The sequence below is a fragment of the Companilactobacillus halodurans genome (assembly GCF_009600985.1).
GTDB lineage: Bacteria > Bacillota > Bacilli > Lactobacillales > Lactobacillaceae > Companilactobacillus > Companilactobacillus halodurans.
Genome location: NZ_VDFP01000248.1, coordinates 1 through 1,097, shown reverse-complemented (window position 1 = coordinate 1,097; position 1,097 = coordinate 1). Strand labels below are relative to the sequence as shown.

Annotated in this window: 1 protein-coding gene; it reads right to left on the bottom strand. The window is 38.2% G+C overall.

The features are described 5' to 3' along the window. A partial coding sequence (gene nrdJ / locus FHL06_RS13955) for a ribonucleoside-triphosphate reductase, adenosylcobalamin-dependent (RefSeq protein ID WP_153387258.1) occupies positions 1 to 1,097 on the bottom strand: 1,097 nt, incomplete at both ends.

Genomic DNA, 1,097 nt, shown 5'->3' with positions numbered 1-1,097 from the left:
CCTTGTCAGCTTCAATAACTGTCTTGTACAAGTCATCGAATTTCTCAACAACGCGTTGATCGTAAATAGGTTTTTGAACAATTTCTCCTGTTTCAGGATCCGTGGTAGGTTCAAAACCAGTCACAACACGATTACCAAAGGTTGTCAAAATCCAATCTTGAATACCTGACATTGAGACACCGATACGACGATTCTTTTGAATAACATCACGTGAAACTTCCCAATCATAGTTGCTGAATGTAACACGTTTTGTATAACGAGCAGCTAAACCAAAAGCTTCTTCAAGACTCCAGCCTTGTTGAGTTGCAATCAATGGAAAAATTTCAAATAAGTTACATGGTTCACCATTACTTAGAGAAATTTCACCACAAGGGTTAGTTCCTTCTACACCATCGTCAATTCCTGGTTGATAGCCATCAATTACACGTCCATAATTACGTGACAATTCAAGGTTAACGATACCAGGTTCACCATTATGAGTAATTGAATCAGCGATTGGAGCATACTTATTAAATTTAGAATCAACTGCCACACTATTATTTGAAGCCCAACGGTGATGATAAAGTTGTTTTTGGTCTTGTTTCATAGTGATGAAATCATCATCAGTTGCACCACCAAGTGCCAACTCAGCAGAACGACGAACATTACCAGCCACTACAGTTTTACCAATCAAGTTACCCATATCAGTACAGTCAACTGAAGTTAACTTACGTCCAACGGCATTGTTCAAAACTTCATTAATATCAAAGAACATTTCAACTAAAGGTACTGGACCTGAAGCAGTTCCACCAAAGCCCTTAATTTTTTCACCTTTGGCACGAATGTCAGTAATATCAAGGACAACATCTTTGAAACCATCATTTGTATCATTAAAGTGGGCATCAATCATATTGGCATTACCAATAACCCAGCCTTCACGTGTATCAGGAAGTTCATAATGACGTGTGTCTGAAATATCATGTTTTGCCAACCAGTCTTCACGGTCAACCGCACCAGCAGCAATGGCATCCTTATATGAGACACTTTCCTTACCGATAATAACAGTTAAATCAACTTTATTATCAACAACTGGCATTAGTTTCATATTGCTAGGAACA